This window comes from Chelatococcus sp. YT9 (genome assembly GCF_018398315.1).
In the GTDB taxonomy this organism is placed as follows: domain Bacteria; phylum Pseudomonadota; class Alphaproteobacteria; order Rhizobiales; family Beijerinckiaceae; genus Chelatococcus.
Genome location: NZ_JAHBRW010000001.1, coordinates 3,231,503 through 3,253,451, shown reverse-complemented (window position 1 = coordinate 3,253,451; position 21,949 = coordinate 3,231,503). Strand labels below are relative to the sequence as shown.

The window sequence follows — 21,949 nt, the reverse complement described above, 5'->3', positions numbered from 1 at the left end:
CGAGTGGCACGAGCTAGCGGCTAAAAAAAGCGGCCATCCGTTAAGATGGCCGCCGTGCAAGTCTCAATCTAGAAAGACGATCTTATCCGCGAGCGCGGGCGCGGATCATGAAGTTATCGTAGGTGTATTCAGCCACCTGCCACCAGAGGTATTCCTCATTGCGGTAGGCAATCATGGCGTCGATGATCTTCTTGAAATCCGGGTTCTTGGCGCTGATTTCAGCGTAGAGTTCGTTAGTCGTCTTGAGGCAGGCTTCCATGACCTCCTGCGGGAAGGGTCGCAGCTGCGTGCCGGCGCCGACAAGGCGTTTGATCGCCGGGGGATTCACCTTGTCGTAGCGCGCCAGCATGATGGTGTTGGCGTAAGTGGCCGCATTGATGAGCGCGGCCTGATAGTTCTTCGGCAGCTCGTTCCACTTGTCGAGATTGACCATCGCATGGATGGTCGGTCCGCCTTCCCAGAAACCGGGGTAATAATAGTAAGGCGCGACCTTGTTGAAGCCGAGCTTCTCGTCGTCGTAGGGGCCGACCCATTCGGCCGCGTCGATCGTGCCCTTTTCAAGCGCCGGATAGATGTCGCCGCCGGCGATCTGCTGGGGAACGACCCCGAGCTTCTGCAGGACCTGGCCGGCAATACCGGCGATGCGCATCTTGAGGCCCGAAAGATCACCGACTGTCTTGATCTCCTTGCGGAACCAGCCACCCATCTGTGTACCGGTATTGCCCGCAGGCATGCCGAATACGTTGTACTTCTTGAAGAATTCGTTGAAAAGCTCGTTACCGCCGGCTTCGAAAAGCCAGGAATTCTGCATGCGCGCATTGAGGCCAAAGGGAACAGCCGTGCCGATGGCGAACGTCGGATCTTTGCCCACATAGTAGTAGGCGCAGGTATGGCACATTTCCACGGTGCCGTTCTGCGTGGCATCAAGCGCCTGCAGACCGGGCACAATCTCACCCGCCGCGAAGACCTGGATCTGGAACTTGTTGTCGGTCAGCTCGGCAACTTGCTTGGCCAGAACTTCACCACCGGCATAGATCGTGTCCAGCGACTTCGGAAAACTCGATGCAAGACGCCACTTAATTTCGGGCGCGGACTGCGCGATCGCCGGCGCGGCAAGGGCAGCGCCCCCCGCGACCGCAAGGCCCGAGCTCGCTAGAAACTGACGACGCTTCATTCTCTTTATCCTCCCGCTCAAACGGACGCCCATACCTCAATGGAAAGGTGGCGCTTGTATGGAGTCACAGAGCCATATTCCGCTAGCGATCGCAACAGTCTCAAGCGGTCCGAAGATTGTCCATTCGTCGAACACTGCGCACAAAGGTACCATGCCTGGCGGGGTTCTGACGCCGGGCCTGCGGGCGCCCGTTATTCGATCACGATTCGCGGCGCGGCCCGCAGGCGTGGCGCGCCACCGAGCGCTTCCGTGAGCTGCGCCGCGATATCCATGAAAACGCTCGCCTCAGGACCATGGGGATCGCGGACAACGATGGGGTCTCCTTCGTCGGAGGCTCTGCGGAGAGCCATTGTCAGCGGTACTTCACCGAGAAATGGAACACCCATGGCCTTCGCCTCGTCCCGCGCACCACCGTGACCGAAGATATCGGAGCGGCCACCGCAGTGCGGGCAGATGAAGCTCGACATGTTCTCGACGACACCGAGAATCGGAACCTCGACCCGGCGGAACATGGCGACGCCGCGTCGGGCATCGATCAAGGCCAGGTCCTGGGGTGTGGAGACGATGACGACGCCGGCGAGGGCCGCATTCTGCGCCATGGTCAATTGCGCATCACCCGTCCCGGGTGGCATGTCAACGATCAGCACGTCGAGCTCGCCCCATTCGACTTCGCGCAGCATCTGCTGGATGGCGGACATGACCATGGGGCCGCGCCAGATCATCGCGGCCTGCTCGTCGACAAGGAAGCCGATCGACATGACCCTGAGCCCATGTGCCAGGAGGGGCTTGAGGATACGGCGGCCGGGAATAATCTCCGGCTTCTCCGACAAGGCCAGCAGCTTCGGCAGTGATGGGCCGTAGATATCAGCGTCGAGCAGACCCACCTTGAGCCCCTGCCGCGCCAATGCGAGGGCGAGATTGCAGGCGACGGTGGATTTGCCCACGCCGCCCTTGCCACTTGCGACCGCGACGATGTGCTTGACACCGGGTATGCCCGCCTTCGTCTGCGCCGCGGCCTTCGGTCCGAGGGGGCGCTCACCCCCTCCTGGAGCGGCTGCGCGCTGGGAGGTGCGGGTCCCTTCGACACGCGATGGAGTCGCCTCCGCGGTCAAGGTCACGATGACGCTCCCAACGCCGGGCATCTCGCGTACCAGACCCTCCGCCCGCTGACGCAGCGGCTCGAATTCCTGTGAGCGTGCTGGATCGATCGCAATGGAAAAATAGACTTTCTCGCCCGCGACCACCACTTCCGACAGAGCGGCAGAACGACCGAGGGGCGTCGTACCATCGGGCCCGGCCAGTGTGTTCAGCCGCGCGACGATTGCATCTCTCGTGATCATTCTACCTCGCTCGGAGGCCCGGGCGCCTTGGGTCCCTCTCGGTGCCCCTCACCGGCCATCGCCTCGCACCAATGTCGTCACTTGCACTGGTCGGGATATGAGCCGCGCCACCAGGAAGGTCAACCGTGTCCTCTGGCCTTCCAGGTTCTCAAAAAAGAAACGCGGCCCTTCAATCAGGAGCCGCGCTTGAAGTCCAGGGTCTCGGAGGTTGTCCGTGTAGCCACCCTAGATTAACAATCTACCCTTGACTGTGTGAAAAAACACATGGCTGCGCTGTTCTCAGCGCGGGTGCGCGCGTCGCCAGTCCGCCGGGCGCTCGAACCGACCGGCCCACACACCTCGGCGGCTTGCGCGCGCCTGCCGCTCCTCCGCGTCGAAACGGCCGTAGGCGATGGCCTGCCCCTCGCGGACGAGTTCGGCGTTGACGTCCATCTCCCCCTGCCGGCAGAGCGCCAAACCGCGGCCGTACCGGTCATTCTCCCTGATCGTGCAGGTGATAGGGGCGCGGGCGAGCAGCCGGTTAAGGTAGTTCTGTGCCTCACGGCCGCAAGGATAGAAGCCGGCCTCATGTTCGCAGGACTGATGAAGCTCCGGCGCGTCGATGCCCGCGAGCCGCAGTTCGCGCGCACCGAGGCGTAACGAATCCCCGTCGATGGCACGGGCCATGCCGGTCACCGTTTCGGCGCTCTGCTGCCAGTACCCGACAGCGGCGAGGAGCAGCAAGGCGCCTAACGAAACGAGCTGCCAGTGACCCAGCCCCTTCCGACGACCGCCGCTGATAGGGTAAGGCCGGCGGCGGCGCGGGTACGCGTTCAGGACGCGTCCGGCCGTCGGGAGACCGCCGCCTGGGCAAAGGTCGCCATGCCGCTGTGGGTCGCGACCGCAGCCTTGACGATGCCGGCCGCGAGCGCGGCGCCGGAGCCCTCTCCAAGCCGCATGCCGAGATCGAGCAGCGGCTCGAGACCAAGGCGCTCCAGCACTTCGCCGTGGCCGCCTTCCGCTGATCGGTGTCCCGCGATGCAATGGTCGAGCGCGCTGGGATCCATGGCCTTCAGCACGGCCGCCGCCGCGCAGACCACATAGCCGTCGAGAATCACCGGGATGCGTTGCAAACGCGCCGCGAGAATGGCGCCTGCGATCGCCGCGACCTCACGCCCGCCGAGCCGGCGCAGAACCTCCAGCGGATCGTCGAGATGCCCGGCATGGGTCACCAGCGCCTGCTCGACGACGGCACGCTTGCGGGCAAGGCCCGCATCGTCGACACCCGTGCCGCGGCCGACCCATTTTGCGGCCGGGCCACCATAGAGCGCCGTGAAAATGGCGGCCGCGCTCGTGGTGTTGCCGATGCCCATCTCGCCGAGGCACAGCAGATCGGCACCACCGGCGATGGCCTCCATGCCGAAGGCCATCGTCGCGACGCAGGACTTTTCGTCGAGCGCGGCGTCCTCCGTGAAATCGCCGGTCGGCAGGTCGAGCGCCAGGTCGAACACCTTGAAGCCGAGATCATAGGCCGCGCAGATCTGGTTGATGGCAGCACCGCCGGCCGCGAAATTCTCCAGCATCTGGCGCGTCACGCTCTGCGGATAGGGCGATACACCGTGCTTGACGACACCGTGGTTGCCCGCGAAGACGCAGACGATTGGCCGGCGGATCTCCGGCTGCCCCTTGCCCTGCCAGGCGGCCACCCATTCCACGATATCCTCCAGGCGTCCCAGAGCGCCGGCCGGTTTCGTCAGGTCCTGGTCGCGCGCTTTCACGGTCGCGACTGCATCCTCGTCAGGCCCCGGCATCATGGGAATGAGACGCCGCACATCGTCGAAAGGCAGGCCCGAAGCCGACATATCCATAATTACCCATGCTCCTCGGCCAAATATCTGAAGCATGCTTCCCACAAGCGAGCCGGGCTCGCCCGAGAGCGCTGAACATGCTCTAAGGCCTCTTCAAGACGATTTATTCTCCAGAGCTATACCGGTCGCAGAGCCGCGAGTGAAGCAGATGACAGGGCCCAATAACGATCGAGGCGCGCCCCGCGTTGCCGCGTCTGGCAGATGGCACGGCTTCGCGGCCGATACCGCCGCCTGCCTCGCCTTCTACTCCCGCCTGCCGGTCCCCCAACGTTTCCTCCCGCATAGCGGCAAGGCCGCGCCGGATTTCGGCACCATGATCCGCGCCCTGCCGCTAGCCGGTGCCATCATCGGTCTCGTTGGCGGCCTCATCATGGCCGTCGGCCTTTCCCTCGGCCTCGGTGCCCTGCCCTCTGCCGTGCTCGCAGTGGCCACACTGACGGTGATCACCGGCGCGCTGCACGAGGACGGCTGGGCCGACGCAGCCGATGGGCTTTTCGGGGCCCGGACACGCGAGCGACGGCTGGACATCATGCGCGACAGCCGCATTGGCGCCTTCGGCGCCGCGGCGCTTTGCCTGGGCTATCTGCTTCGTGTAGCCCTGCTCGCCGAACTGGCCAGCCGCGTGCCCGGCTTGGCCGTCGCCGCCACCATCGTCGTCGCGGCTGCGATCTCGCGCACTGCAGGCCTCCTACCCCTGACGGTGCTGCCGCCGGCGAAACCGGACGGTGCAAGTGCGAGCGCGGGCCGGCCCGATGCCACTGCGCTCAGCATCGCCGCGCTGCTTTGCCTCGGACTCGTCATCCTCGCGGGCATCATCGCTGGCGTTGGCGTAGGCGCGGCAACCCTGGGAGCGCTCCTCGCCCTCGCTGCTGCCTGGGGCACGGCACGCCTCGCCCGCGCCAAGCTCGGCGGGCACACCGGCGACATCGCAGGCGCCGCCCAGCAGGCAGCAGAGATGGCCTTTTTCCTTGGTATGCTGGCTATGACGACCTAGATCTTGGCATATGTGGAGGTAACACGTTCCATGGCCAGAGCCACCTGATGCGTTTGATCGTTCCCCTTGCCATAATCGGCATAGCGCTCATACTTCTCGTGCTGTTCAGCGGGGAGGAGACCATTGCCGGCATGGCGCCGGACCAGCTCGCGCGCTTCGCCGCACTCTCTGCTTTCGGAATCGTGATCCTTGGCTCGATGGCGGCCATGTTTCGCTCAAACTGGTCGCGAGCCGCGCAGGGACTTGCCTTCTGGATGGTGGCGCTCGTGGGCCTCGTCGGCCTCTACAGCTACCGCGATGACATCACCTTGTTCGGCCACCGCATCCTGGGGGAACTAACGCCCGGCCGGGTCGTACCCGGCCCTGCAGGCGAAATTTCGGTGGTCAGGTCGGGCAGCGGCAGCTTCAATCTTGAAGCCACGGTCAACGGCCGGAGCGCGCGTTTCATCCTGGACACCGGCGCGAGCGTCGTAGTCCTCACCAGCGAAACCGCGGAGCGTATCGGCTTCGATGTCGACCAGCTGGCCTTCAACCGTCCTGTCCGTACCGCGAACGGGTCAACGATGGCCGCTGCCATCACCATCGACACGCTGGCCGTCGGACCCATCGTTGAACGCCGCGTTCCGGCCCTCGTCGCCCGCAAGGGAAGCTTGTTCGAGAACCTTTTGGGCATGACGTTCCTGGAGCGCCTCGGCTCGTACGAAGTCCGCGGCGACCGGCTGATCATGCGACCGCAGAGCTAAGGGTGATCGACATCAGAAGCACGCGTGCGTTCTCCGCTCCGTGTCATCCCGGCGGGCTGTGCAGCAGCCCGGGATCCAGAACTATCCATCGAGAATCAATGGGTCCTCTTCCCGTTGCTGCGCGACGCCGGGGATGACAATCCTATCTCGTTGACCATTCTTGAATGTCGACGAAGCATGAGCCTCAGGCAGCGCTGTCGAGCGCGGCGCGCTCGGTCTGGCGCGCCGTAGCCTCCGTCACATGGGCGACCGCAGCGCGCAAGACGTCGACACCCGCGCCGGGTTTGACGGCCTCCGTCGCGAGATGCCGCCGGTAAAGCCTTGCGCCGGGCCGGCCCGGGAAGAGACCGAGCAGATGCCGTGTCATCTGGTTGAGGCGATAGCCCTCCACGAGACGGGCCTCCACATACGGGATATAGGCGTCGATCGCCTCCTCCGCCGAACCGACCGGCGCCGGCTCGCCATAGAGCAGCGGATCGACCGCCATCAGGATTTCGGGGTTCTGATAGGCCGCCCGCCCGAGCATCATGCCGTCGAGCCGCCCCCCCTCCCCCTCGCAAGCCACAAGCCCGGCTTCCACATCGGCGAGACCGCCGTTGAGCGAGATGGGCAGTGCCGGGTAGTTCCGCTTGAGCCGATGCACACGTCCGTAGTCGAGCGGCGGGATCTCCCGGTTTTCCTTGGGCGACAAGCCTTGCAGCCATGCCTTGCGGGCATGCACGACGAGCCCGTCGACGCCGACCGCCACGAGGCCGAGGGTCAGGCTGTCGAGGGCCTCCTCGGGGTCCTGCTCATCGACGCCGATCCGGCATTTGACCGTGACGGGAATGGCGACCGCTGCCTTCATCGCGGCGACGCAATCCGCCACCAGGGCGGGCTCGCGCATGAGGCAGGCGCCGAAGCGGCCGTTCTGCACGCGATCCGACGGGCAGCCGACGTTCAGATTGATCTCGTCATAGCCGTAATCAGCACCGATGCGCGCCGCGGCGGCAAGTTCCACCGGATCGCTGCCGCCGAGCTGCAGCGCCACCGGATGCTCCTCCGGGCTGAAGCCGAGAAGCCGCTCGCGATCGCCATGGATGACGGCACCTGTGGTGACCATCTCGGTGTAGAGCAGCGCGCGGCGCGTCAAAATGCGATGGAAGAACCGGCAGTGCCGGTCCGTCCAATCCATGAGGGGGGCAACGGCGAAAGGGGCAGCGCGATAAGGCTTCATCATCTCGTAACGGCATTCGGATGGGCGCCTTATAGCAAAGGATTGTGGTGATCGCCATGCGGGCCAGTCTTGCTAGGGGCGATCACAACGGCACAAGCTGGTTTGAAAGCTACGGCTGTTGACGTTCACTTTTTGTTCGCATAAATTAATCGCGCGATTCCACTAACGAATCCGGCCTCGTCAGCCGGACCATCGGCTTGGACAACCGCAGCCCACGGCCTTCTAGCTTCGCGACCGGTGCGCCGATCATCGCGTCCCCAGAAGGGGTACGACGTGGGACCGCCGGGAGTGGTTCTAGAACACCAAAGGCGGGCCGGTGCTCTTGTGAACGGCGGCTTATCCGTTCGACTTGGCGCTAGTTCGCAACCCTTACGGGTCTGCGACCGGTCGCGACCCGGAGGCAAATGCCCATGCGGCGAAACCTTCGCGTCAACGTGACCGTCAAGATCGACGTCGCGGCCCTCATCCTTCGGGTCGGTGTGCTGTTGATGTTCTTCTTGTCGTAATCGGCGGGCCCGCGAAAGCGGGTCCGTTCACTTGTAGCTTTGCCAGGACTGGGCAGAGAATTCGTCGCTCGGTTGTTTTATCCTCACCCGTACCTACCGCGTCCTTGCAAACGGATATCGCCACGGCTCAGGATGCTCTAAATAGCACCCTGCACATGCAGCATATCCACCGGCGGCCTTAAGCCGGCAGACAAGGAGTGAGTTGGTATGGCGTTCGATCTCACCGGCAAGACCGCACTCATCACGGCGGCGGGCCAGGGCATCGGCTTTGCTTCGGCAGTGGCATTGGCCGAAGCGGGAGCCAAAGTCTTCGCCACCGACATCAACGAGACCACCTTCGCGGCCCTCGAAAAAGCCCATTCGGGCATCGAGCCTTTCCGGCTCAATGTCCTTGACGACGCGGATGTGCAGACGGCCGCCGAACGCACCGGTCCGATCGACATTCTCTTCAATTGTGCCGGCGTCGTGCACAACGGCACGATCCTCGAGTGCCCGCCCGAGGACCTCACCTTCGCGCTGCAGCTCAACGTGATGGCCGCCTATCGCACCATCCGCGCCTATCTGCCGGCCATGCTGGAGAAGGGCAGCGGCTCCATCATCAACATGTCGTCGGTGGCCTCCAGCGTGAAGGGCGTGCCCAACCGCTTTGCCTACAGCGCCTCCAAGGCCGGCACCATCGGCCTGACGAAGTCCGTCGCGGCGGATTACGTCGCGCGCGGCATCCGCTGCAACGCGATCTGCCCGGGCACGGTCCAGTCTCCTTCGCTCGACGACCGCCTGCGCGCCCAGGGCGATTACGAGGCCGCGCGCAAGGCCTTCATCGCGCGCCAGCCTATCGGCCGCATCGGCAAGCCGGAGGAAATCGCCGCGCTCGTGCTTTACCTGGCAAGCGACGAGGCGTCCTACACGACGGGTCAGATCCACGTGATCGATGGCGGTTGGACGGCCTGAGCTTGATGAGCCGCCCGTGAGCCTACGAGCTACCACGGAAGGAGACGGGGCGTTCGCCCCCTTCCTCACGCGCTGGAATCTCGTCCCGGATGGCGAGGCGGTCGTTACCCATTCAAGCCGCCTCCTGCCGGTGCGCCGGGGGACAACTCCGGCAATGCTGAAGATTGCGCTGGAGCCCGAAGAGCAGGCCGGCTGTGCCGTGATGGCCTGGTGGAGCGGCCAGGGCGCGGCACCTGTTCTGGCCTATGATCCGGCCGGCGTGCTCCTCATGGAACGGGCCGCGGGCACCCGCTCCCTCGCCCAGTTCGCGAGGTCCGGCCGCGACGCGGAGGCAACCCGGATCTTGTGCGAAGCGGTGGCGCGGCTTCATCGCCATTCCCTCGGGCATTCCAGCGGTCGGTCCGACAGACCGCCATCGAGGCTCCCTCCCCCGCGAAACCTGGTTCCGTTGGATATCTGGTTCCGGGATCTTGCCCCGGTCGCCCGCGCGCAGGGCGGCATCCTCGGCGAATGTCAGCGGATCGCGGACAGGATATTGCCTCTCCAGCGCGAGATCGTCGTTCTACATGGCGACATTCACCACGACAATGTGCTTGATTTCGAGGGGCGCGGCTGGCTCGCGATCGATCCGAAACGCCTGATCGGCGAGCGCGCCTTCGATTACGCGAATATCTTCTGCAATCCCGATCCGGATTGGGACATCAAGACCGCCCCCTCATTTTTCCACCAACGCCTGGACATTGCGGTCGCTGAAACGGGCCTGGATCGCACCTGGCTCGTATCCTGGATCGTCGCCTGGGCCGGCCTGTCCGCAGCCTGGTTCATCGGTGACAATCAACCCGGCACAGTCGATTTGGCGATCGCGGAATTGGCGGCAGCGGAACTCGCTCGCCTGAGCTGAGGCGGAGGTTGCGCTAGGCCAGCTCGCGCGCGATCTCCGCGAGGATCTCGTAAGAACGAAGCCGCGCGCCGTGGTCGTAGATCATTGCTGAGACCATGATCTCGTCGGCGCGGGTTTTCTCGAGGAATTCGCCGAGCGTCCGGCGGACCGTTTCTCGTGAGCCCACAAAGGAGCAGGCGAGCATGCGCGAGGCCTGTACCTTCTCGCTCGGGCTCCAATAGGCCTCGATGTCGTCGATCGGCGGCGGCAACAGGCCGCGCGTGCCACGGAAGATGTCCGCGAAGCGCTGCTGGGCCGAGGTGAAGAGCCGGCGCGCCTCCTCATCGGTCTCGGCGGCGAAGACATTCGCTCCGACCATCGCGTAGGGCTTCGGGTTGCGCGCCGAGGGCTCGTAACGCTCGCGATAGACGGCGAGCGCATCCATCAGCGCGTCGGGAGCGAAATGGGAGGCGAAGCCATAGGGCAGCCCGAGCATGGCGGCGAGCTGCGCGCCGAACAGGCTCGAGCCGAGGATCCATAAAGGCACGTTCAGGCCCGTTCCGGGCACCGCCTGCACCACCTGCCCCGGCTGCAAGGGGCCTAGCAGCGCCTGCAGTTCCAGCACATCCTGCGGGAAATTCTCGGCGGAAGAATAGTCCCGGCGCAGGGCGCGCAGCGTGCGCTGGTCCGTGCCCGGGGCGCGGCCGAGGCCGAGGTCGATACGGCCGGGATAAAGCGTCTCGAGCGTGCCGAACTGCTCGGCGATCACCATCGGTGAATGGTTCGGCAGCATGATGCCGCCGGCGCCAACGCGGATGCTCTTCGTGCCTCCCGCGATATAGCCGATGACAACCGATGTGGCCGCGCTCGCGATGCCAGTCATGTTGTGATGCTCGGCCACCCAGTAGCGCGTGTAACCCCAACGTTCCGCATGCTGCGCCAGATCGAGCGAATGATGCAGCGCTTCGGCGGGAGACGAGCCCTCCGTCACAGGCGCAAGATCAAGGACAGAGAAAACCGCCATAGCCCAACTCCCCAGCACGAACCGTCATGCATCAGATTGGGATCAGGTGGTACACTCAGGGCCCGCGTGCAAGCGCAGGGCTCGCGCTTCATCCATGCCGTGGATGCAACACGCACTTGCGCCCTCTGGTCAGGAGAACCCGATCAGGAGAGGTAAGTCGCTGTTTTGACGTGCGATTCCCGCCAAGAGTGTGGCGTTTCAAGAGGAATTGCCGGCGCGCGCTGATCCGTGCCGGAGCCACGTCGTCATTCCAGGGCGAGCTGACAGGCTCGAACCCGGAATGACGGCGCGTTGGCGCGCGCAAGCGGTCTGCTCCAGCCCAAAGGCCGGCGGGCGGCGCTCAGTGACCGGTGTTGTCGCCCGAGCGGCTTGCCTCGAACAGGAACCATACGCGCTTCTCGGTCGCGTCGATGACGTTCTCGAGCAGGCTTGCGGTCGCGACGTCCTTATATTCATCCGCAACGTCGTGGGCTTTGCGCAATGTGGTGACCATCGCCTTATTGTCAGCCACGAGCTCGCGCAGCATGTCAGCGGCCGAAACGAATGGCGCATCGTTATCCGCGATGCTCTGCAGTTTCGCGATATGGCCAATGGACCGCAGGGTGGTGCCGCCGATCTTGCGAACGCGCTCGGCCACCTCGTCGGTCACGCCGATGATCTCGGCTCCCTGTTCATCGAACAGGAGATGGTAGTCACGGAAATGCGGACCGCTGACGTGCCAATGGAAGTTCTTCGTCTTCAGGTAGAGCGCGAAAGCATCCGCGAGAACAGCATTGAGTGCCTCTGAGATAGCCGCAACGGCACCCTGCGAGAGATCCGTGGGTGTATGCAAACCGGGGCTCGCGGCATTGTCGCTCCGCGCGGCCGCTGGTTTGCTCTTCGTCTTGGCGATGGTCTTTTCTGATGCTTTCGGGGAGGCTTTCGAAGTTGCTCGGGCCATTGGACGGCTCCTTCTCGGTATCGGATCGCGACTATCGGCGTAGACCGGTTTTGCAGACCCATTCAGGCTCTGCGGGAGGACAGCCAAAGCATTAAGATCCAAGTGTAGGCGATAGGTCGGCCACGCGATGTCAGGTCATAGAGGTAGAACAGCGGCAGATCTTGCTTTAGCCGGTGCCGTTCTACCACACACCACGCTGCCGGTCAGCGCAATCGATGGCCAAGTCATAAAATGCTTAATGTCGCCACCCCTGTGCCTCCGTCACACGTCGAGTGCGACGGAGCGGCGGCCGCTACATAACGCGAATTCGGTGTCAGGTTTGGCGCGCCGCAGTCACGACATTGAGCCCAAGCCGCAGCAGCGCCGACCATGTCGCCTCCGCCGTATCGGCAAAGCCGAACAGCTCGCAATCAGCAGCACTGATCATTCCCTCGTCCACCATCGCCTGAAAATTGATGACCGAAGTCCAGTAAGCCTTGTCATACAGGACGATTGGCAGTGGAGGAGCCTTGTGCGTCTGTCGCAATGTGAGGATCTCGAAGAGTTCGTCAAGCGTGCCGAAGCCGCCGGGAAAGACGACAAGACCGTTGGCGCGCATCGCCAAGTGCATCTTGCGCATCGCGAAATAGTGGAAGCGGAAGGTAAGATCCGGGGTTGAATAGGCGTTCGGCTCCTGCTCGTGCGGCAGGGTAATGTTGAAGCCGATCGAAGGAGCCCCCGCGTCCAGCGCGCCGCGATTGGCGGCCTCCATGATGCCGGGCCCGCCACCCGTCGCAATGACGTTGTCTCGCTCGTTTCCATTCGGGCAGAGCGCACCGCCGCGCTCGGAAGCGATCTTGCCGAACTCTCGCGCCGCGGCATACCAGCCGGAGTGGCGCCCTCCTCCGCTCTCGCCCACGCGGGCGCTGCCGAACACCACGATGGTCGAACGAACACCCCACGCGCGCAGCGCTTCCTCCGCCTTTGCGTATTCCAGCAGGAAGCGCACCCCCCGCATGGAATCGCCCAGTAGGAAATCCTGGTCCAACGCAGGGAGACGATAGGAGGGCGAGGCGGACTGGGCTGCATTCGGAGCGGCTGGGGAATTCGCAGTGGCGGTAGGCGTGGACAAGGAAGCGGCCATGATATCCAAAAAGTTCAGCGGTGAAGGGTCTCTGGGAGCGTCGTCTGACCTGGGCCGAGCGAACGCTGCATGAGCACCGTATCGACCCAGCCACCGAATTTGAAGCCGACCGCCGGCAATGTGCCGATGAGGGCGAAACCAAGGCTCCTGTGGACCCCAACCGAGCCCGCATTGCGGGAATCACCGATTACCGCCAGCATCTGGCGCCATGGTCCGGCCTCGCAGCGCGTGATCAGCTCACGAAGCAGCGCCCGGCCGATACCCTTTCCCCCAAGCCCATGCGCAACATAGATGGAATCCTCCACAGTGAAGCGATAGGCCGCGCGCGCGCGGTAGGTGGTTGCGTAGCTGTAGCCCACCACCCTCCCCGCGATATCCGCGACGAGATAGGGCAAACCAAGCTTCAGCACCTCCCGCCGTCGCCGCTTCATTTCCTCGACGTCCGGCGGCACCTCCTCGAACGTCGCGAGGCCGTGGAGGACATGATGCTCATAGATCGCCTGAACGGCCGCCATGTCGGCCTCCTCCGCGTCACGCACTCCCAGGGTCCCTGCCCCGACTTCGCTTGCCATGCCTCGATCTTCCATCCGCACATGCTCCCCATCTCGCCTCTATCGAGAAACGCCCTTTTTGCTCGCACGGCAAGCGGCGGTTTCGACGCAGGCTCCGGCCAGGATGCCGCGGGGAGCCTGTCGAACAGGGAGCGGGAAGCACAAGCCGCGCGATTGATCGATACACCCCAGTTTGAAATTCTTCTATTTAAGAACAGATCGTCGATCCTCCAATATTCGATAGAGAACCAGGCCCCTTTCCTGGATATCTTTCTTTACGGTCTCGACCTGTGATGGTGTTCCGTATAATCATCCGCGCATGATACCTTACCACGCGCATCGAGCCCTCCTGGGGTTACTCGCCTTCGGCTTTGCAGCATTGACCGCCGCTGGCGTTCCGGCGCAAGAATCCCCGCCCGGCGCGGGTTCTGCGTCGGCTGCCGTGGCGCCTGTCATTCCGCCCCGCCCCAATCCCAGCGACGTGATGAAGAACTGGCCGGCCTATCCCGAGGCACTGCGCCAAAGCGGCCAAGAGGGCACTGTGCTGCTGCAGGTGATGGTCGACGAAGGCGGCATACCGCGACAGATCGGCATCGCGCGCAGCAGCAACGTCGCGCTGCTCGACGAGGCTGCTGTGCTGGCCGTGCGTCGATGGCGTTTCTCGCCTGCAAGCCAGGATGGCAAGGCCATTGCGGCCACGGTTACCCTGCCCATCAATTTTCGGCTTAAGGATCCGGATCCGACACCCGTCCCCGCGCCTGGAAAGCCTGCAGTCAAGCAGCCCGCCAAGCCGACGCAAGCCAAGCCGCCGGTTCCGCGGCGCCAACAGACCGAGCGCGCCGAGCCGCGCGGGCCAGTGGCGGAACGTCCCGCACCCCAGCGGCGACAGCCAGCCGAACGGCAGGGACTTGAGACCCCTCCCTCGCTGACGCTACCACCGCCCCAATAGGGCGGTATCCCTGCCGTGAACCGACGTAAGCGATACAATGATAGGCTGAGGCGGGGGCACCTCAGCCTATCAAGACAGCTACCAATGCTTCATGGCAAACGACAGAAGATGCCGATCGCACGCAGCTTATAAGTCTCTATACGTCCAGGATCGGATTTGGCTTCGCATCGCCATTGAGTCAAATTCGTCATCGGCCGCGAAACGGTGATTGCAGCGGTCTGCCGATCGCCAAGGCCTGTGCCGGCCTGAACGTCGTATATCTCACAGCCGCCGCCGCTGATCAACCAGTTCGTCCCCATAGACGCGTCCCGGTTGGCAGTAACGGTCAGTGTTCCAGGCCCGCCCGAGGTCTCCGCCACGACAGTGTCACAGTCCGGAGTAGTATAAGCGAACGCTGAATTGATCCCGAGCAATGATATTACAACGATTAACGAGAACTTTCTCATCTTCAATCTCCAATGTAATAAACACTTCAATAACGCGATCACGCAAACAAACTCTACGCAGGTAAAACTCAGCGGTCTCAAACATCCCTAAGATGGCAAAGATCTCTCACCTTGATCACAGTAAATACGGAGCGGCTGCGCGGCGTAAGCGCTCCAGCTCCAGCAGCTCCATTTTCTTTCGCTATCGGCAACATCACGCCATTGACAACAGGACGCGCCGTTCAGCACCCAGCGTCAGACATTGCCAAGTCGTACCGAACGATTGGCATGCGGCTGCGGAAATGCGATGAAAACGGTGGGTCTGCCGCCACTACTGTGCACTCCATCCGATGCCGTAGCGGATCGTCCCGCGAATGCACGGCATTCGGGCATAGTATATATTCTTTGGATCTATTTATATTATAGGCACCTGAAAACAATCAAGATCAATTCATCTACGGATTCATTTTTGACTTCCATTTATTTTGGAAGAAAGGAAAATAGGCATACTTTGCGGGTCGGCGACGATCGCCGGGGCCGCCGCTGGGCGCGCCGCAAGTCACTGGTCCGACAAAGCGCGTCAGCGCTCCGCCCGTGACGAGCCAATCAGTCATGGTACTGGATTTTTGACATGTTCGCGCGTTATGGAGAACGCCTGCGACGACAATCCATAGCAAATCCTTAAATAATATAGTATCGAGAACGCTGATATCTTCTCACGAAATCTCGCGGGCGGCAACATCTACCTACTAAAAAAGCGATGCCAAAGTCCGGTCGCGCCGGAGCACGCGTTAACCATGTTTGTTAACAATTATCCTCAGCGGAATGACGCTTTCGCATGTTGGTATCGTCGAACAAACCTGTTCCGCATTTCAGAGATTACTTTCGCGCCAAGCCCGAAAAATGAGCTGAGCTCATTCCGGAAGGGCTCAGGGGCTGCGGCGAGAACCGCCGCGGAAAGAGCGGTCTCACGGTCGTAAAGCCAGCGCGCCCGTCACCTGATCTGCGTAAACAGATGGGGTGAACGGGCCTCATGCTCTCTACCGAAACCTGAGAACCTCAGGCCCCGGTGTTCCGGACCCGCCTCTCAGCCGATCGTCATCAGGCTCGCGTTGCCGCCGGCCGCCGCCGTGTTCGTGCTGATGGACACTTCCTCCATCAGCCAGTCCAGGCAGTAGTCCTCGGCCCCTGAGGCAAGGCCGGCGGGAGAGGCTCCCTGAAGGCCAACGATAGCGCCGGCGCGTCCCGCAAGTGTGCGGTTTGCGGCCTGCAGCGCGTCGCTGTCGCCCTCGAAGAGCATGGCCGCCATATCTGCCGCCCCCAGGTCGTCCACGAAGAAGACGCGGCGTTTCAAGGCCTCCGGCAGGTTGGCAATGCGCTTGGTCCCCTCACTGGAGCTGCCTCCTTCGCCGGCCTTGGCTATGACCGCACTGTTGCCTGTTGCCAGAATGGCGCCGAGCTGCAGCAGCAATCCGCTCTCCGTCTGCGCGCGCGCCGCGATGCGCCCGCGCGGCTTCAGTTTGTAGACGTTACGCTCGCCGACCGGACCGCGCAGCTCAATGGCTCCGCCGATCTGCGCTTGCTGGATATAAGCCGTCACCCGGGCGGCTTCGGTGGTCAGGCCCTCGCTGACGAGCCAATCGCGATAGCTGATCGCCCCGGCGTCCGGTTCGCGCACCGGCAAGATAGGCTGCGGCTCCGCCGGCCGCACTGCAAGCAGCCGGCCGAGATAGAGTGGGCCGCCGGCCTTCGGGCCGGTCCCTGAAAGGCCGCACCCGCCGAAGGGCTGCACACCGACCACTGCGCCGATGATGTTGCGGTTGATGTAGAGGTTGCCCGCCTCGATCCGGCTCGTCACCTGGGCAATCGTTTCATCGATGCGGGTGTGCAGGCCGAAAGTGAGACCATAGCCCGTGGCGTTGATGTCCGCGATGAGCCGATCGATATCGTCCCGCTTGTAGCGAAGCACGTGCAAGACAGGGCCGAACACCTCGCGCTCGCAATCGGCGATGCTGTCGATCTCGATCAGCGTCGGCGCCACGAAAGTGCCGTGCTTCGCCTCCTCCGAGAGCGCGCTTTCCTCGACGCGACGGCCGCGCTGCCGCATGGTGTCGACATGGGCGAGGATGGTGTCGCGCGCCTCTGCCGTGATCACCGGCCCGACGTCCGTTGCTAGAGTATCCGGATTGCCGATGGTGAGCTCCTTCAGCGCGCCCTTCAGCATGCTGAGGGTCCGGTCTGCCCCATCCTCCTGCAGACACAGGATACGCAGCGCAGAGCAGCGCTGGCCGGCGCTGTCGAAGGCGGACTGGATGACGTCGTTGACCACCTGTTCGGCGAGGGCAGAGGAATCGACGATTAGCGCGTTCTGGCCGCCGGTCTCGGCGATCAGGGGCACCGGACGGCCGTCGGGCAGCAGGCGCTCGGCCAGTTGCCCCTGGATGAGGCGCGCCACCTCGGTGGAGCCGGTGAACATGACACCCCGCACTTGGGCGTCCGCCACCAGCGCTGCTCCCACCTTGCCATCGCCCGGCACAAGCTGCAGCGCGGCTTCCGGAATTCCCGCCGCGCGCAGGATGCGAACGGCTTCGGCCGCGATCAGCGGTGTCTCCTCCGCTGGCTTAGCCAGCACGGGATTGCCAGCGGCAAGGGCCGCGGCTACCTGGCCGGTGAAGATGGCCAGCGGAAAGTTCCAGGGACTGATGCAGACGATCGGCCCGAGCGGGCGATAGTGGTTACCGTTCAGCCGGCTGCGCGCCTCCAGGGCGTAGTAGCGCAGGAAATCCACCGCCTCGCGCACCTCGGCGATCGAATTCGCGAAGGACTTACCAGCCTCGCGCACGATGAGGCCGATGAGTGTCGGCATGCGGCTTTCCATGATATCGGCTGCACGTTCCAGACAAGCAGCGCGCTCGTCAGTCTGCGTCGATTCCCAGATAGGCGCTGCGGTGGCGGCGAGCGCTGTTGCGCGTGCCACCGTGGCCTCATCGGCTTCTGTCACGGTGCCGACCTGGTCGCGCCGGTCGGCGGGGTTCAGCACCGGCCGGGCCGTACCGTCGCCGAGGCCGTCGCCGAGCATCGGCTGCGCGGTCCAGGTTGCCTCGGCGCTGGCGAGCAACGCCGCCGAGAGGGAGGCGAGCCGTTGTTCGTTGGAGAGGTCGAGACCGGCCGAGTTGGCCCGCTCGCGGCCATAGAGCTCGCGGGGGGCTGATATCTTCGGGTGCGGCGCACCGATCGGCTCGATGGCGCGCGCCTCTTCAACCGGATCAGCGATGAGATCGTCCACCGGCACAGCCTTGTCGGCAATGCGGTGCACGAACGAGGTGTTGGCGCCATTCTCCAGGAGGCGCCGGACGAGATAGGCGAGCAGCGTCTCGTGCGTGCCGACCGGCGCATAGATGCGGCATGGCCGGTTGAGCTTTCCGGGGCCGACCACCTCGTCATAGAGAGGCTCGCCCATGCCGTGCAGACATTGGAACTCGTACTGGCCGGCGTAGTAGTTCTCGCCGGCCATCGCCATGATGGTCGAGAGCGTGCGGGCATTATGCGTCGCGAACTGCGGGAAGACCGCATCCGGTGCCGCCAGGAGCTTCTTCGCGCAAGCGACATAGGAGACGTCCGTGTGCACCTTGCGCGTGAACACGGGGAAGCCCTCGAGGCCGTTGATCTGGGCGGCCTTGATCTCGCTGTCCCAATAGGCGCCCTTCACCAGACGCACCATGATGCGGTGGCGGCTGCGGCGGGCGAGATCGATCAAATAGTCGATCACGAAGGGGCAGCGCTTCTGATAGGCCTGCACTACAAAGCCGATGCCGTTCCAGCCGGCGAGATCGGGATCGAAGCAGAGCGATTCCAGCAGATCCAGAGACAGCTCCAGCCGGTCCGCTTCCTCAGCGTCGATATTGAGGCCGATATCATAGCCGCGCGCCAGCACTGCGAGCGCCTTCACGCGCGGCAGGAGCTCGGTCATCACGCGATCGGCCTGGGCGCGGCTGTAGCGGGGATGCAACGCGGACAGCTTGATGGAAATGCCCGGCCCCTCGTAAATCCCGCGCCGGTTGGAAGCCTTGCCGATCGCGTGGATCGCCTGCTCGTAATCCGCGTAATAACGGGCTGCATCCTGAGCCGTCGTCGCTGCCTCGCCTAGCATGTCGTAGGAATAGCGGAAGCCGCGCGCCTCCAGCGAGCGGCTGTTGGCAAGGGCCTCGCCGATGGTCTGGCCCGTGACGAACTGCTCGCCCATCAGGCGCATGGCCATGTCGACACCCTTGCGGATCAGGGGCTCGCCGCCCCGGCCGATAAGGCGGGTAAGCGCCGCCGACAGGCCACCCTCGCTGGTGGTCGACGTGAGCTTGCCGGTAACGACGAGACCCCACGTCGCTGCATTGACGAAGAGCGACGGGCTCTGACCGACATGGGTCTGCCAGTCGCCTGAGGAGATCTTGTCCCGGATGAGCGCGTCACGGGTCGGCTTGTCGGGAATACGCAGCAAGGCCTCGGCGAGGCACATCAGGGCGACGCCTTCCTGGCTCGACAGCGAGTATTCGTTGATGAGTCCCTTGACCCCGCCGCCATCGTTTTTGGCCCGCAGGGCGAGCACGAGATCCCGCGCGCGGGCGCGGGCGAGCTCGGCCGCCTGCGGCGACAGGGTCGCACCGGCGATCAGCGCTGGCAGACATTCCGGTTCGGGGCGACGGTAAGCAGCGGTGATGGCCGCGCGCAGCACGCTCTGCGGCTGGATGGACTGGGCGAAGGCGATGAAGGGACGCGGCCCCTGCTCCGCCTCCACCGGCGTATCCAGCACATCGAGCGCGAAGGGCGCTTCGGAGCCGAAATCCCGCAGCTCCCCTCGCTCGATGCGCTCGATCGTCGCGACCAACGACTGCTTGATCAGCCAATGGGGGGATCGACCAACCGCTTCCGCGGCAGCCTTGAGCCGGGCCTTCAACTCGTCGCTGACCTTCACGCCAATGGTCGTGTTCTGCATGCTCTTACCCCAGGGAAATGCAACCTGATGCTCGACAAGGGTTATACCTTCATCTCAGCAAAGGTGCAACTCGTCGCTTCTCCTGCGCAGGGGCGCTCTCCATCAGGCTTTACCGAAGCGCCCCGTAATTATTTTGAGCTTGAACTATTCGGGTGCCGGTCTACACTTCGCGGCAATTCGCCGGTAGAAATTGGATTCATGATGGTGACGCGGCGCGCGCTGGTAACAGGGGGAAGTCGGGGCATTGGGCGGGCCATCGCCGCTGCGTTAACTGCGGCGGGCCACGAGGTCACGATCCTGGGCCGCAACCGTGAGACACTCGACGCGGCTGTCGCCGAAGGCGTTGCCGTACGAGGCGAAACGATCGACGTGATCGACGCCGGACAGCTTACCGCAATCGCCGGCAGCGGCTTCGATATTCTCGTCAACAACGCCGGCGGTGCCGGCACTGCTCCGTTCCTGAAAAGCGATCGCGATCTCTTCCGGCGCATGATGGCGCTCAATGTTGAGAGCGCCGCCGAGGCGATGCGTGCAGCGATGCCCGGCATGGTGGAGCGCGGCTTCGGGCGCGTCATCAATATCGCCTCCACGGCGGGCGTGAAGGGGTACGCCTATGTGTCCGCCTATGTGGCTGCCAAACATGCCGTTGTCGGGCTGACACGCGCGGTAGCGCTGGAGATGGCAAAGTCCGGTGTCACCGTGAACGCCGTCTGCCCCGGCTATACGGACACAGATCTGGTGGCGGACAGTGTCAAAAGCATTGTCGCAAAGACAAACCGCTCGCCTGAGGAGGCAAAGGCGCATTTCACGGCATCCAACCCGATGGGGCGGCTGATCAAACCGGAAGAGGTCGCGAGTGCAGCGGTCTGGCTCGCGAGTGACGGTGCAGCGGCTGTCACCGGGCAGTGTATCGTGATTGCCGGAGGTGAAGTGTGAGCACAACCGATGTCGAGCCCTGGATCGACGCCGAGACCAAGGTGGCTGAGGCTCCCGCCGATCATCGAGCGGAACTGCGCCTATGGCTTCGCCTCTTGACCTGCACGACACTGATTGAGAACGAGATCCGCAGGAAGCTGCGTGACGATTTTGACTTCACGCTGCCTCGCTTCGACCTGCTCGCTCAGCTCGAGAAGGCGGAGGATGGGCTTGTTCTCGGGGAGGTTTCCAAGCGCCTCATGGTATCCGCCGGCAATGTCACGGCCATCGTGGAACGCCTGCTTGCCAGCGGCCACGTGACCCGCACCGCCCTGCCGCAGGACAGGCGCACGCAGATCGTGCGCATGACCGAGGAGGGTCGCAGCACCTTCAAGGCCATGGCGGATGAACATGGTGAATGGATCGGCCGGATGTTTGATGATCTCGACCCGGCCGAGATCGATCAGTTGATGAGCCTGCTCGGGAAGTTAAAGACATCCGTCCGGGCGGGTATCAAGCGGGGAGAAGAATCATGACGGCGAGCGGCATCATGCTCGGAGGCGCTGTTGTCGCCGGACCTCTTTCTGCCTATCAAGCCGAGCATGTTTTGCTCAGCGTGTCCGGCGGCATCGCGCGGGTCACGCTCAACCGGCCAGAGCGCAAGAACCCGCTGACCTTCGAATCCTATGCTGAATTGACGGCTATCTTCCGCGCCGCGCGCACGGATGACGAGGTCAAGGCCTTCATTCTCAGCGGCGAGGGGGGCAATTTCTCATCCGGCGGTGATGTGCATGACATCATCGGCCCGCTCGTCGCCATGAAGGCGGTCGATCTCTTGCGGTTCACCGAGATGACCGGCGATCTCGTCAAGGCCATGCGCGCCTGCCCCCAGCCGATCATTGCGGCGGTCGACGGCATCTGCGTGGGTGCCGGCGCGATCATGGCTATGGCTTCGGATCTGAGGCTCGCCGCCCCTGAGGCCAAAGTCGCCTTCCTCTTCAACCGCGTCGGCCTCGCTGGCTGCGACATGGGCGCCTGCGCAATCCTGCCCCGGATCATCGGTCAGGGGCGTGCGTCCGAGCTTCTCTTTACGGGCCGTGCCATGGGCGCGGACGAGGGTGAGCGTTGGGGGTTTTTCAGCCGGATCGTGCCGGCGGAAGAGCTCGCCGAGGCCGCCGCCCTGCTCGCGCAGCGCCTCGTCGAGGGCCCAACTTTCGCCAACGGCATCACGAAGCGCATGCTCCATATGGAATGGGCGATGAGCGTGGATGACGCCATCGAGGCGGAAGCGGTCGCCCAGGCGCTCTGCATGAAGACCGAGGATTTCGCCCGCGCCTATCACGCCTTCGTCGCGAAGGAAAAGCCGATCTTCAAGGGCGATTGA

The 21,949-nt window shown here is 63.7% G+C and carries 19 protein-coding genes; 8 read left to right on the top strand and 11 right to left on the bottom strand.

The features are described from left to right. Positions 1-82: 82 nt before the first annotated feature. The 4 genes from KIO76_RS14835 to cobT form a co-directional block, all read right to left on the bottom strand. Positions 83-1,174, bottom strand: coding sequence for a TRAP transporter substrate-binding protein (locus tag KIO76_RS14835; protein ID WP_213323987.1), 1,092 nt, complete (start codon positions 1,172-1,174; stop codon positions 83-85). 191 nt (positions 1,175-1,365) lie between these two features. Beyond that, positions 1,366-2,514 carry an Mrp/NBP35 family ATP-binding protein gene (locus KIO76_RS14830; protein WP_213323986.1) on the bottom strand — a complete coding sequence of 383 codons (1,149 nt, stop codon included), beginning with the start codon at positions 2,512-2,514 and terminating at the stop codon, positions 1,366-1,368. A 279-nt stretch (positions 2,515-2,793) separates the two neighbouring features. Further along, positions 2,794-3,237 (bottom strand): thermonuclease family protein, encoded by a 444-nt coding sequence (locus KIO76_RS14825; protein WP_213323985.1) that lies wholly within the window; start codon positions 3,235-3,237, stop codon positions 2,794-2,796. Between the two features lie 89 nt (positions 3,238-3,326). After that, on the bottom strand, positions 3,327-4,361 hold the full coding sequence (gene cobT, locus KIO76_RS14820; RefSeq protein ID WP_213323984.1) for a nicotinate-nucleotide--dimethylbenzimidazole phosphoribosyltransferase: 1,035 nt from the start codon (positions 4,359-4,361) through the stop codon (positions 3,327-3,329). A gap of 148 nt (positions 4,362-4,509) precedes the next feature. Between cobT and cobS the strand changes: the two genes are divergently transcribed. Together cobS and KIO76_RS14810 are read left to right on the top strand one after the other, a co-directional pair. After that, positions 4,510-5,355, top strand: coding sequence for an adenosylcobinamide-GDP ribazoletransferase (gene cobS, locus KIO76_RS14815; protein ID WP_213323983.1), 846 nt, complete (start codon positions 4,510-4,512; stop codon positions 5,353-5,355). 47 nt (positions 5,356-5,402) lie between these two features. Further along, positions 5,403-6,098 (top strand): retropepsin-like aspartic protease family protein, encoded by a 696-nt coding sequence (locus tag KIO76_RS14810; RefSeq protein WP_213323982.1) that lies wholly within the window; start codon positions 5,403-5,405, stop codon positions 6,096-6,098. A gap of 184 nt (positions 6,099-6,282) precedes the next feature. Here KIO76_RS14810 and dusA read toward each other — a convergent pair whose 3' ends face one another. Further along, positions 6,283-7,314, bottom strand: a complete 1,032-nt coding sequence (gene dusA / locus KIO76_RS14805) for a tRNA dihydrouridine(20/20a) synthase DusA (RefSeq protein ID WP_213325277.1) — start codon at positions 7,312-7,314, stop codon at positions 6,283-6,285. A gap of 713 nt (positions 7,315-8,027) precedes the next feature. Between dusA and KIO76_RS14800 the strand changes: the two genes are divergently transcribed. Both KIO76_RS14800 and KIO76_RS14795 read left to right on the top strand, forming a co-directional pair. Continuing rightward, positions 8,028-8,771, top strand: coding sequence for an SDR family oxidoreductase (locus tag KIO76_RS14800; RefSeq protein ID WP_213323981.1), 744 nt, complete (start codon positions 8,028-8,030; stop codon positions 8,769-8,771). A 16-nt stretch (positions 8,772-8,787) separates the two neighbouring features. Next, complete coding sequence (locus KIO76_RS14795) at positions 8,788-9,672, top strand: aminoglycoside phosphotransferase family protein (RefSeq protein ID WP_291975388.1); 885 nt, start codon at positions 8,788-8,790, stop codon at positions 9,670-9,672. Positions 9,673-9,685: 13 nt separating this feature from the next. On the opposite strand, the gene KIO76_RS14790 is transcribed toward KIO76_RS14795, so the two are convergent. The 4 genes from KIO76_RS14790 to KIO76_RS14775 all read right to left on the bottom strand — a co-directional run bounded on the left by KIO76_RS14790 (position 9,686) and on the right by KIO76_RS14775 (position 13,310). Beyond that, a complete protein-coding gene (locus KIO76_RS14790; RefSeq protein WP_213323979.1) occupies positions 9,686-10,675 on the bottom strand; it encodes an LLM class flavin-dependent oxidoreductase in 990 nt (329 codons plus the stop codon). A 340-nt stretch (positions 10,676-11,015) separates the two neighbouring features. Then, the gene (locus tag KIO76_RS14785) at positions 11,016-11,615 is read right to left on the bottom strand and encodes a Dps family protein (protein WP_213323978.1); all 600 of its coding nucleotides are present in this window, start codon (positions 11,613-11,615) and stop codon (positions 11,016-11,018) included. 313 nt (positions 11,616-11,928) lie between these two features. Next, positions 11,929-12,738, bottom strand: a complete 810-nt coding sequence (locus tag KIO76_RS14780; RefSeq protein ID WP_213323977.1) for an LOG family protein — start codon at positions 12,736-12,738, stop codon at positions 11,929-11,931. Positions 12,739-12,752: 14 nt separating this feature from the next. After that, positions 12,753-13,310 carry a GNAT family N-acetyltransferase gene (locus KIO76_RS14775; protein ID WP_213323976.1) on the bottom strand — a complete coding sequence of 186 codons (558 nt, stop codon included), beginning with the start codon at positions 13,308-13,310 and terminating at the stop codon, positions 12,753-12,755. A gap of 298 nt (positions 13,311-13,608) precedes the next feature. On the opposite strand from KIO76_RS14775, the gene KIO76_RS14770 reads away from it, so the two are divergent. Then, a complete protein-coding gene (locus tag KIO76_RS14770) occupies positions 13,609-14,238 on the top strand; it encodes a TonB family protein (RefSeq protein WP_213323975.1) in 630 nt (209 codons plus the stop codon). Between the two features lie 89 nt (positions 14,239-14,327). Here KIO76_RS14770 and KIO76_RS14765 read toward each other — a convergent pair whose 3' ends face one another. Further along, the gene (locus tag KIO76_RS14765) at positions 14,328-14,684 is read right to left on the bottom strand and encodes a hypothetical protein (protein ID WP_213323974.1); all 357 of its coding nucleotides are present in this window, start codon (positions 14,682-14,684) and stop codon (positions 14,328-14,330) included. Positions 14,685-15,750: 1,066 nt separating this feature from the next. Next, a complete protein-coding gene (gene putA, locus KIO76_RS14760) occupies positions 15,751-19,650 on the bottom strand; it encodes a trifunctional transcriptional regulator/proline dehydrogenase/L-glutamate gamma-semialdehyde dehydrogenase (protein WP_213323973.1) in 3,900 nt (1,299 codons plus the stop codon). Between the two features lie 198 nt (positions 19,651-19,848). On the opposite strand from putA, the gene KIO76_RS14755 reads away from it, so the two are divergent. The 3 genes from KIO76_RS14755 to KIO76_RS14745 are packed head-to-tail and all read left to right on the top strand — an operon-like array spanning position 19,849 to position 21,949. Next, entirely contained in the window at positions 19,849-20,586 is a 738-nt protein-coding gene (locus tag KIO76_RS14755) for an SDR family NAD(P)-dependent oxidoreductase (protein WP_213325276.1), read from the top strand. After that, complete coding sequence (locus tag KIO76_RS14750; RefSeq protein WP_213323972.1) at positions 20,583-21,101, top strand: MarR family winged helix-turn-helix transcriptional regulator; 519 nt, start codon at positions 20,583-20,585, stop codon at positions 21,099-21,101. The genes KIO76_RS14755 and KIO76_RS14750 overlap by 4 nt, the downstream gene beginning before the upstream one ends. A 14-nt stretch (positions 21,102-21,115) precedes the next feature. Next, positions 21,116-21,949, top strand: a complete 834-nt coding sequence (locus KIO76_RS14745) for an enoyl-CoA hydratase family protein (RefSeq protein WP_213325275.1) — start codon at positions 21,116-21,118, stop codon at positions 21,947-21,949.

What these genes read in the sequence shown, in the direction of transcription:
- KIO76_RS14835 (WP_213323987.1), bottom strand. Translation starts at nt 1,174, where the DNA reads ATGAAGCGTCGTCAGTTTCTAGCGAGCTCGGGCCTTGCGGTCGCGGGG.
- KIO76_RS14830 (WP_213323986.1), bottom strand. Translation starts at nt 2,514, where the DNA reads ATGATCACGAGAGATGCAATCGTCGCGCGGCTGAACACACTGGCCGGG.
- cobT (WP_213323984.1), bottom strand. Translation starts at nt 4,361, where the DNA reads ATGGATATGTCGGCTTCGGGCCTGCCTTTCGACGATGTGCGGCGTCTC.
- cobS (WP_213323983.1), top strand. Translation starts at nt 4,510, where the DNA reads ATGACAGGGCCCAATAACGATCGAGGCGCGCCCCGCGTTGCCGCGTCT.
- KIO76_RS14810 (WP_213323982.1), top strand. Translation starts at nt 5,403, where the DNA reads ATGCGTTTGATCGTTCCCCTTGCCATAATCGGCATAGCGCTCATACTT.
- dusA (WP_213325277.1), bottom strand. Translation starts at nt 7,314, where the DNA reads ATGAAGCCTTATCGCGCTGCCCCTTTCGCCGTTGCCCCCCTCATGGAT.
- KIO76_RS14800 (WP_213323981.1), top strand. Translation starts at nt 8,028, where the DNA reads ATGGCGTTCGATCTCACCGGCAAGACCGCACTCATCACGGCGGCGGGC.
- KIO76_RS14790 (WP_213323979.1), bottom strand. Translation starts at nt 10,675, where the DNA reads ATGGCGGTTTTCTCTGTCCTTGATCTTGCGCCTGTGACGGAGGGCTCG.
- KIO76_RS14785 (WP_213323978.1), bottom strand. Translation starts at nt 11,615, where the DNA reads ATGGCCCGAGCAACTTCGAAAGCCTCCCCGAAAGCATCAGAAAAGACC.
- KIO76_RS14780 (WP_213323977.1), bottom strand. Translation starts at nt 12,738, where the DNA reads ATGGCCGCTTCCTTGTCCACGCCTACCGCCACTGCGAATTCCCCAGCC.
- KIO76_RS14775 (WP_213323976.1), bottom strand. Translation starts at nt 13,310, where the DNA reads ATGGCAAGCGAAGTCGGGGCAGGGACCCTGGGAGTGCGTGACGCGGAG.
- KIO76_RS14770 (WP_213323975.1), top strand. Translation starts at nt 13,609, where the DNA reads ATGATACCTTACCACGCGCATCGAGCCCTCCTGGGGTTACTCGCCTTC.
- KIO76_RS14765 (WP_213323974.1), bottom strand. Translation starts at nt 14,684, where the DNA reads ATGAGAAAGTTCTCGTTAATCGTTGTAATATCATTGCTCGGGATCAAT.
- putA (WP_213323973.1), bottom strand. Translation starts at nt 19,650, where the DNA reads ATGCAGAACACGACCATTGGCGTGAAGGTCAGCGACGAGTTGAAGGCC.
- KIO76_RS14755 (WP_213325276.1), top strand. Translation starts at nt 19,849, where the DNA reads ATGATGGTGACGCGGCGCGCGCTGGTAACAGGGGGAAGTCGGGGCATT.
- KIO76_RS14745 (WP_213325275.1), top strand. Translation starts at nt 21,116, where the DNA reads ATGCTCGGAGGCGCTGTTGTCGCCGGACCTCTTTCTGCCTATCAAGCC.